The 7285-nt window shown below is 68.4% G+C and carries 6 protein-coding genes; 1 reads left to right on the forward strand and 5 read right to left on the reverse strand.

Annotated elements, in window-relative coordinates:
• Positions 1-68 precede the first annotated feature (68 nt).
• The 3 genes from RMO30_RS09960 to aceA are packed head-to-tail and all read right to left on the reverse strand — an operon-like array spanning position 69 to position 3358.
• The gene (locus RMO30_RS09960) at positions 69-368 is read right to left on the reverse strand and encodes a hypothetical protein (protein WP_309712731.1); all 300 of its coding nucleotides are present in this window, start codon (positions 366-368) and stop codon (positions 69-71) included.
• Positions 365-1990, reverse strand: a complete 1626-nt coding sequence (gene aceB / locus RMO30_RS09965; protein WP_309712734.1) for a malate synthase A — start codon at positions 1988-1990, stop codon at positions 365-367. Before aceB ends, RMO30_RS09960 begins: the two co-directional genes overlap by 4 nt.
• 36 nt (positions 1991-2026) lie before the next feature.
• Positions 2027-3358, reverse strand: coding sequence for an isocitrate lyase (gene aceA / locus RMO30_RS09970; protein ID WP_309712737.1), 1332 nt, complete (start codon positions 3356-3358; stop codon positions 2027-2029).
• 104 nt (positions 3359-3462) lie between these two features.
• On the opposite strand from aceA, the gene RMO30_RS09975 reads away from it, so the two are divergent.
• Positions 3463-4932 (forward strand): helix-turn-helix domain-containing protein, encoded by a 1470-nt coding sequence (locus RMO30_RS09975; protein ID WP_309712740.1) that lies wholly within the window; start codon positions 3463-3465, stop codon positions 4930-4932.
• Between the two features lie 97 nt (positions 4933-5029).
• Here the strand turns inward: RMO30_RS09975 and RMO30_RS09980 are convergent, their stop codons facing one another.
• Positions 5030-5956: a carbohydrate kinase gene (locus RMO30_RS09980; protein ID WP_309712743.1), complete on the reverse strand. Its 927-nt coding sequence runs from the start codon at positions 5954-5956 to the stop codon at positions 5030-5032.
• Positions 5953-6954 (reverse strand): LacI family DNA-binding transcriptional regulator, encoded by a 1002-nt coding sequence (locus RMO30_RS09985; protein ID WP_309712747.1) that lies wholly within the window; start codon positions 6952-6954, stop codon positions 5953-5955. Before RMO30_RS09985 ends, RMO30_RS09980 begins: the two co-directional genes overlap by 4 nt.
• Positions 6955-7285: the final 331 nt, after the last annotated feature.

Genomic DNA, 7285 nt, shown 5'->3' on the forward strand with positions numbered 1-7285 from the left:
CCCAACGTCCGTGCTGCTCGGGGCGGTTTCGATACACCGCGCTTCGCGCGGCACTCAACCCGCGGGGATCAACTCGCGACGAGGGTCTCGCGGAGGCGCTCAAGGATGAGCTCGACGTCCGCCCCGGGCGCCTCGACGACGGCTCGGCCGTAGTGCGCGAGCAGCTCGTCGGATGCTCCGCCGAGGTGCACGAGCGCGTCGACTTCCGCGCCACGACGGGCGAGTTCGGTGTCGAACGCAACCGGATCCGCGGGCGGATCGGCGAGCACGAATCCGTCGGCACTCGGCAGCCCCAGCCGCTCCCCGAGGAGGCGCGCAAGCGTGGCGCGGGCCTCCCCGGTGGAGCCGGCGAGCACGACGCGGATCACGCCGCCACCGCCGCCGGCTGACGCGCCTCCACCAGGAACCGCGCGTAAGCCGGGATGGTGAGGAAGGCGGGGAAATCGTCTGCGAGCGCCGTTGCACGCACGATCTCCGCCGCCTCCTCGAACCGGGTGCCCGGTTGTTCGAGACGCACGAGCTCTTCGAGCATGAGGCGGTCGACCAGGTCGGTCGTCACCAGGGTGCCCTCCGTTGTCACGACGCGCCGGTGGATCCACTGCCAGAGCTGCGAGCGGCTGATCTCGGCCGTCGCGGCATCCTCCATGAGCCCGTCGATCGCGACCGCTCCGGTGCCGCGCAGCCACGCCTCGATGTAGCGCAGCGCGATCGACACGTTGGCGGCGACCCCGGCATCCGTCACCGTGCCATCGATGCGCAGGTCGAGCAGATCGGCGGGGGTGACGTGCACGTCGTCGCGCAGCCGGTCGACTTGGTTGGGCCGGTCGCCGAGCACGGCGTCGAACTCGGCACGCGCGGTCTCGATCAGGTCGGGATGCGCCACCCACGAGCCGTCGAAGCCGTCGGTCGCTTCGCGACGTTTGTCGGCCGCCACCTGCGCGAGAGCGCGGTCGGTTGCTTCGGGATCCTTGCGGTTCGGGATGAACGCGCTCATGCCGCCGATCGCGTGAGCGCCGCGCTTGTGGCAGGTCGAAACGAGCAGCTCGGTGTACGCGCGCATGAACGGCACCGTCATTGTGATCGCCTTCCGGTCGGGCAGTACGAAACCGTCGCCGCGCCCGCGGAAGTTCTTGATGATCGAGAAGATGTAGTCCCAGCGGCCGGCGTTGAGTCCGGCGCAGTGGTCGCGCAGCTCGTAGAGGATCTCCTCCATCTCGAACGCCGCCGTGATCGTCTCGATGAGCACCGTCGCCCGGATGGTGCCGTGCTCAATGCCGAGTGCGGCTTCGGTGAAGGTGAACACGTCATTCCACAGTCGGGCTTCGAGGTGGTTCTCGAGCTTCGGCAGGTAGAAGTACGGGCCGGCGCCGCGCGCGATCAGCTCGCGGGCGTTGTGGAACGCGTACAGCCCGAAGTCGACGAGGGATGCCGACGCCGGCACCGCAATTCCCGCCTGATCGATGTAGCGCAGGTGCTTCTCGACGAGGTGCCAGCCGCGCGGTCGCATCACGATCGTCGGGGTCAGTTCTCCAAGCCGGTACTCCTTGCCTTCGGCGCTCGTGAAGTCGATGCGCCGACGGATGGCGTCGCTGAGGTTCAGCTGGCCCTCGATGACATTCGTCCAGGTGGGGCTCGTCGCGTCTTCGAGGTCGGCGAGCCACACCTTCGCACCCGAGTTGAGCGCGTTGACCGTCATCTTGCGGTCGGTGGGTCCGGTGATCTCGATGCGCCGGTCGTGCAGACCGGGGCCCGGCCCCGCCACGCGCCACGTCGGGTCGGTGCGGATTCCGTCGGTGTCGTCGAGGAAGCGCAGGTTGCGCCCGTTGTCGATGCCCTGCCGGAACAGCAGCCGGCCCGCGAGCCGCTCCTGCCGGCGCCCCATGAAGAGGTCGTGCAGGCGGGTCACGAAGGCCAGCGCCTCTGGCGTGAGTACCTCGTCGAAGCGGTCGAGCAGCGGCCCGCGGATGTCGATTCGGATGTCGTCGTTCATGATCGTTTCCTTCTTCGTGTCGTGAAGATCAGTTGCTCAGTGGAACTGCTCGGACTCGGTGGAGCCCACGAGAGCGAGGGTCGCGCTCGCCGGGTTGAGGGCGGTCGCGATCTGGTCGAAGTAGCCGGTGCCCACCTCACGCTGGTGCTTCGTCGCGGTGTAGCCGTAGGCCTCCGAGGCGAACTCGGCCTCCTGCAGCTCGACGTAGGCGCTCATCTGACGGTCGCGGTAACCGGTCGCCAGTTCGAACATCGAGTGGTTGAGCGCGTGGAAGCCGGCCAGGGTGATGAACTGGAACGCGTAGCCCATCGCCGAGAGTTCGCGCTGGAACGTGGCGATCTGGTCGTCGTCCAGGTGCTGCTTCCAGTTGAACGACGGCGAGCAGTTGTAGGCGAGCTTCTGGTTCGGGAACTCGGCATGGATGCTTTCCGCGAAGGTGCGCGCCAGCTCGAGGTTCGGCTTGTCGGACTCCACCCAGAGCAGGTCGGCATACGGCGCGTAGGCGTGGCCGCGAGCGAGCACCGGGCCGATGCCGTTCTGCACGTTGTAGAAGCCTTCGGCGGTGCGTTCGCCGGTGACGAACGGCGCGTCGCGCTCATCGTGGTCGCTCGTCAGCAGGGTCGCGGCCATGGCGTCGGTGCGGGCGATGACGATCGTCGGCACGCCGGCGACATCGGCGGCGAGGCGCGCGGCGTTGAGGGTGCGGATGTGCTGGCTGGTCGGGATGAGCACCTTGCCCCCCATGTGCCCGCACTTCTTCTCGCTCGCCAGCTGGTCTTCCCAGTGCACGCCCGCGGCGCCGGCCTCGATCATCGAACTCATCAGTTCGTAGGCGTTGAGCGGTCCGCCGAAGCCGGCTTCGGCGTCCGCGACGATCGGCACCATCCAGTCGCGGTCGCCACCCTCGCCGGTTGAGCCTGTCGAAACCTCGATCTGGCCGGTGCGCAGCAGCGCGTTGTTGATGCGCCGCACGACGGCGGGCACCGAGTTGGCCGGGTACAGGCTCTGGTCGGGGTAGGTCTGGCCCGAGAGGTTCGCGTCGGCGGCCACCTGCCAGCCCGAGAGGTAGATCGCCTTGAGCCCGGCACGCACCTGCTGCACGGCCTGGTTGCCGGTGAGGGCGCCGAGCGCCGAGACCCACTGTTCGGGGTCCTCGTTGTCGGCGATGAGCTCCCACAGCTTCTCGGCACCGCGGCGGGCGAGCGTGCGCTCCTCGCGAACGGGACCGCGGAGGTCGATGACATCCTGCGCGGTGTAGTCGCGACGAACGTCGCTCCAGCGCGGGTCAGCGGCCCACTCGGTCTCGAGGTCGGCGGCGGTCTGGGTCTGGTCGCCGGGGCGAGCGCCGCGGCCGGTGTTGTTGGTCATGGCTTCAGCGTGCGCCAGCCGCAACCGCTCTTCTGCAAAATCGCTCGCAGAAGATTTAGCATTCTTCTATTCCGCCGAAGGTTTCGAGCCGCGATGATGGGGTCATGGCTCTTTCGCACGCAGAAGACCTCGACGATGAAGGCATGCTTGATCCGCTCACCGTCGGCCGCCGCATCCGTCAGCTCCGCACTGATCGTGGGCTGACCCTGGATGCGCTCGCCGCGGAACTCGGGCGCGCACCCTCCCAGGTTTCGGTCATCGAGAACGGCAAGCGGGAGCTCAAGCTCGGCGAATTGCAGAAGCTCGCACGCATCCTCGGGGTCTCGCTTGATGACCTGCTCAGCCCCGAGCCGCCGTCGAAGCGCGCCGCGCTCGAGATCGCGCTCGAACGCGTGCAGCGGGGTCCCCTGTATGCGAGCCTCGGGCTGCCCGCGGTTCCGGTGCGCAAGACGCTGTCGGATGACGCGATCGAAACGATCCTCGGGCTGCACGGCGAACTCAAGCGGCTCCACGAGGAGCGCGCGGCGACGCCCGAGGAAGCGCGACGCGCGAACGTCGAGCTGCGGGCCGAGCAGCGCAAGGAGAGCAACCACTTCGTCGAGCTCGAGACGATCGCCCGCGACCTGCTCAGTGCGGTGGGGCATCGCGGCGGGCCGCTCTCCCAGCGCATCGCCGCCGACCTGGCGACTCACCTGGGCTTCACGCTGCATTACGTCGCCGACCTGCCCGAGACGACCCGAAGCGTCACCGATCACGCCAATGGACGCATCTACCTCCCGGTGCGGCAGTCGGCCGGCGGCGACCCCCGCTCGGCGCTGCTGCAGGCGCTCGCGGCGCACGTGCTCGGCAAGCAGGAGCCGCGCGACTACGCCGACCTGCTTCGGCAACGAGTCGAGACGAACTACCTCGCCGGGGCACTGCTCATTCCTGAGGCGAGTGCCGTCGCCTTCTTGCAGTCCGCGAAGGAGGCCCGCGAGCTGAGCGTCGAAGACCTGCGCGATGCCTTCGCTGTGACCTACGAGACCGCAGCCCACCGGTTCACGAATCTCGCGACCGAACACCTCGGCATCCCGGTGCACTTTCTGAAGGTGCACGCGAGCGGCGCCATTTCAAAGGCCTATGAGAACGACGGGGCTCTCTTTCCGACCGACGTGCTCGGCGCCGTCGAAGGGCAGATCGTCTGCCGGTACTGGAGCGCCCGGCAAGTGTTCGCCGTCGAAGACCGCTTCAGCCCGTACCACCAGTACACCGACAAGCCGTCGGGAACATACTGGTGCACGTCGAGCATCCAGAGCACCGCGGCGGGCGCGTTCTCGGTGAGCGTCGGTACACCATTCGCGCACGTGAAATGGTTCCGCGGTCGCGACACGGTGCGGCGGCACACCTCACGCTGCCCGGACCCGACGTGCTGCCGGCGGCCCGACTCGGCTCTCGCGACGCGTTGGTCCGACAAAGCCTGGCCCTCAGCGCGGCTCAACTCGTCACTGCTCGCCGCGATGCCCTCGGGAACCTTCACCGGCGTCGACCTCACCGAGGTGTACGAGTTCCTCGACGCCCACGCCCCGGACGCGTAGAACCGAGGATCGCGCGCCGCCCCCAGGGATTCGTGCGAATTGGCGCCCGCGGGACGATTTCGCCGCCAATCGCCACGAATCCCGGGGTGGTCGGTGCCTAGCGCCCGGCGAGATGCTGCCGCGTCGGCGGATCCGCACCGGGACGCGAGACGGTGATGGCGGCGCAGCGGGCGGCAAAGCGCACCGCGTCTGCGATATCGGATGCCGACAGCTCGCGAAGCGTCTCGCGCCGGCCACCGCCGAGCACGCCGCGGTCGCTCAGCGCGGCCAGCAAGCCCGACATGAACGAGTCGCCGGCGCCAATCGTGTCGACGACCTCCGTGCGAGGCGCCGCTACGTGCACGGGGCCGCATGCGGCTAGCGCGTCCGCTCCGTCGGGCCCGCGCGTCACGACGACGAGGCCCGGGCCGAGCGCGAGCCAGCCCGCCATGATCTCAGTGACCATCGCATCCGGGTACAACCAGGCGATGTCTTCGTCGCTGGCCTTGACCACGTCGGCGAGGGCGATGATTCGCTCAACCCGTGGTCGGGCGGCCTCGAGAGAACCCATGAGTTGCGGGCGAATGTTGGGGTCGAAGCTGATCGTCGTCGACGGCCGCAGCTCAGCGAGCAGCCGCTCGACGATCGTTGCACCCGGCTCCAACGCGGCGCCGATCGAGCCGACATGCAGTGCGTCGATGGTTCCGGCGGCGACCTCGAGGGGCGCCGGATCCCAGTCGATCGAAAAGGCGTAGCCGGCTGTGCCGGCCGCGTCGATCGTCGCGAGGGCAACCGACGTGGGACGGTCGCGAATGGTGCCCGGCGTGATCGTCACGCCGCTCGCTTCGAGGTGCCGGGCGATGGCGACCCCGTGCTCGTCGGTGCCGAAACTCGAGTGAAGCGTGCTGGAAACCTCGAGCCGCTGGAGCCCAACCGCGACGTTGAGTGGGCTGCCGCCCGGGTGCACGGCGTCGGCACCGTCCCGGCGCACGATGTCGACGAGCGCCTCGCCGACGACGAGCACGCGCGTCGCGAGGGGGCTCATCGTTGCTCCGGGGCAATCTCGCCCGAGCCGCGCGGGATGAGCACACTGGGCACGACAACCCGTACCGGCCCACCGGTGTCGCCATCCATCCGCGCAAAGGCACGCTGCGCCGCAACCCGTCCCATGTCGTATGGGTTCTGCGCGACGACGGTGACGCCCGGCTCCAGCATGTCGACCAGCGGCACGTCGTCGAATCCGACGAGCGCGACGCGGCGCTGAAGTCCGCGTTCGCGTAACGCGCGCAGGGCGCCGATCGTCACCAGGTTCTGGCTGCTGAACAGGCCGGTCGGCGGATTGGCACCGTCGAGCAGTTCGAGAGTTGCGGCGTACGCAGCGTCTTCGGTGTGCAGATCCTCGATGACGGGGACGCCCGATGTCGGGATGCCGACAGCACCGAGCTGTTCGAGAAAGCCGCGGCGTCGTTCCTGCGCGGTCCACAGTTCTCGGCGGTCGCCGAGGTACGCGAGGCGGCGGTGGCCGACCTCGATGAGGTGTGCGGTGGCCTCGGCGGCCGCCTCGGCATTGTTGGTGACCACGACATCCGCGTCGATGCCGGCGGGCTCCCGGTCGACGAAGACGAGGACGGTGCCTCGGGCCAGTTCCGGCACGAGCTGGCTCTGGTTCTTGCGCACCGTGGTGAGGATCAGCGCGTCGACGCGGCGACGCAGCATCTCGCCGACGATGCGATGTTCGCGGGTGGCGTCGTCGTCGAGGCTGGAGGCGAAGACGGCGACGCCGCGCTCGACGGCAGTGTCTTCGACGCCGCGGTGCACCGCACCCGAGAACGGGTTGGCGACACTGCCGACGACGAGGCCGATAGTGCGTGTTCGGCGCCCCTTGCGACGCAAATTTCCGGCGTTCAGATCGGGGTGATAGTCGAGCCGTTCGGCCGCGTCGCGCACTTTCGCGACCGTCGCCGACGAGACATTCGGCTCGTCGTTGATGACCCGCGAGACGGTCTTGATGCCGACGCCGGCGAGGGCGGCGACGTCGCGCATGGTCGCACGAGTGTCGGGTTTGCGGTCCCCGTGCTGGCTGGACATCGTTGTCATGACTTTCTGTGGAATCGGGTTTTCCCCTTGACTATATCGGCATGATTCGGATAGACCTAGCAATGACACCGTTGTCAAGGACGGTGCCATCCGCCCAACACCAGGAGGATTCGATGTCGAATCGCACACTGTTCCGCACCCCCGCAGCCCGGCTGTTCGCCGGCGCTGTCGTACTCGCCACCGCCAGCCTCGGTCTCGCTGCCTGCGCGCCCGCCGGCTCGACCGGGGGCGACAGCGAGGAGATCGGGGTCTCGTTGATCGTCAAGACCAACTCGAA

Source organism: Pseudolysinimonas sp. (assembly GCF_031389465.1).
Taxonomy (GTDB): Bacteria; Actinomycetota; Actinomycetes; order Actinomycetales; family Microbacteriaceae; genus Pseudolysinimonas_A.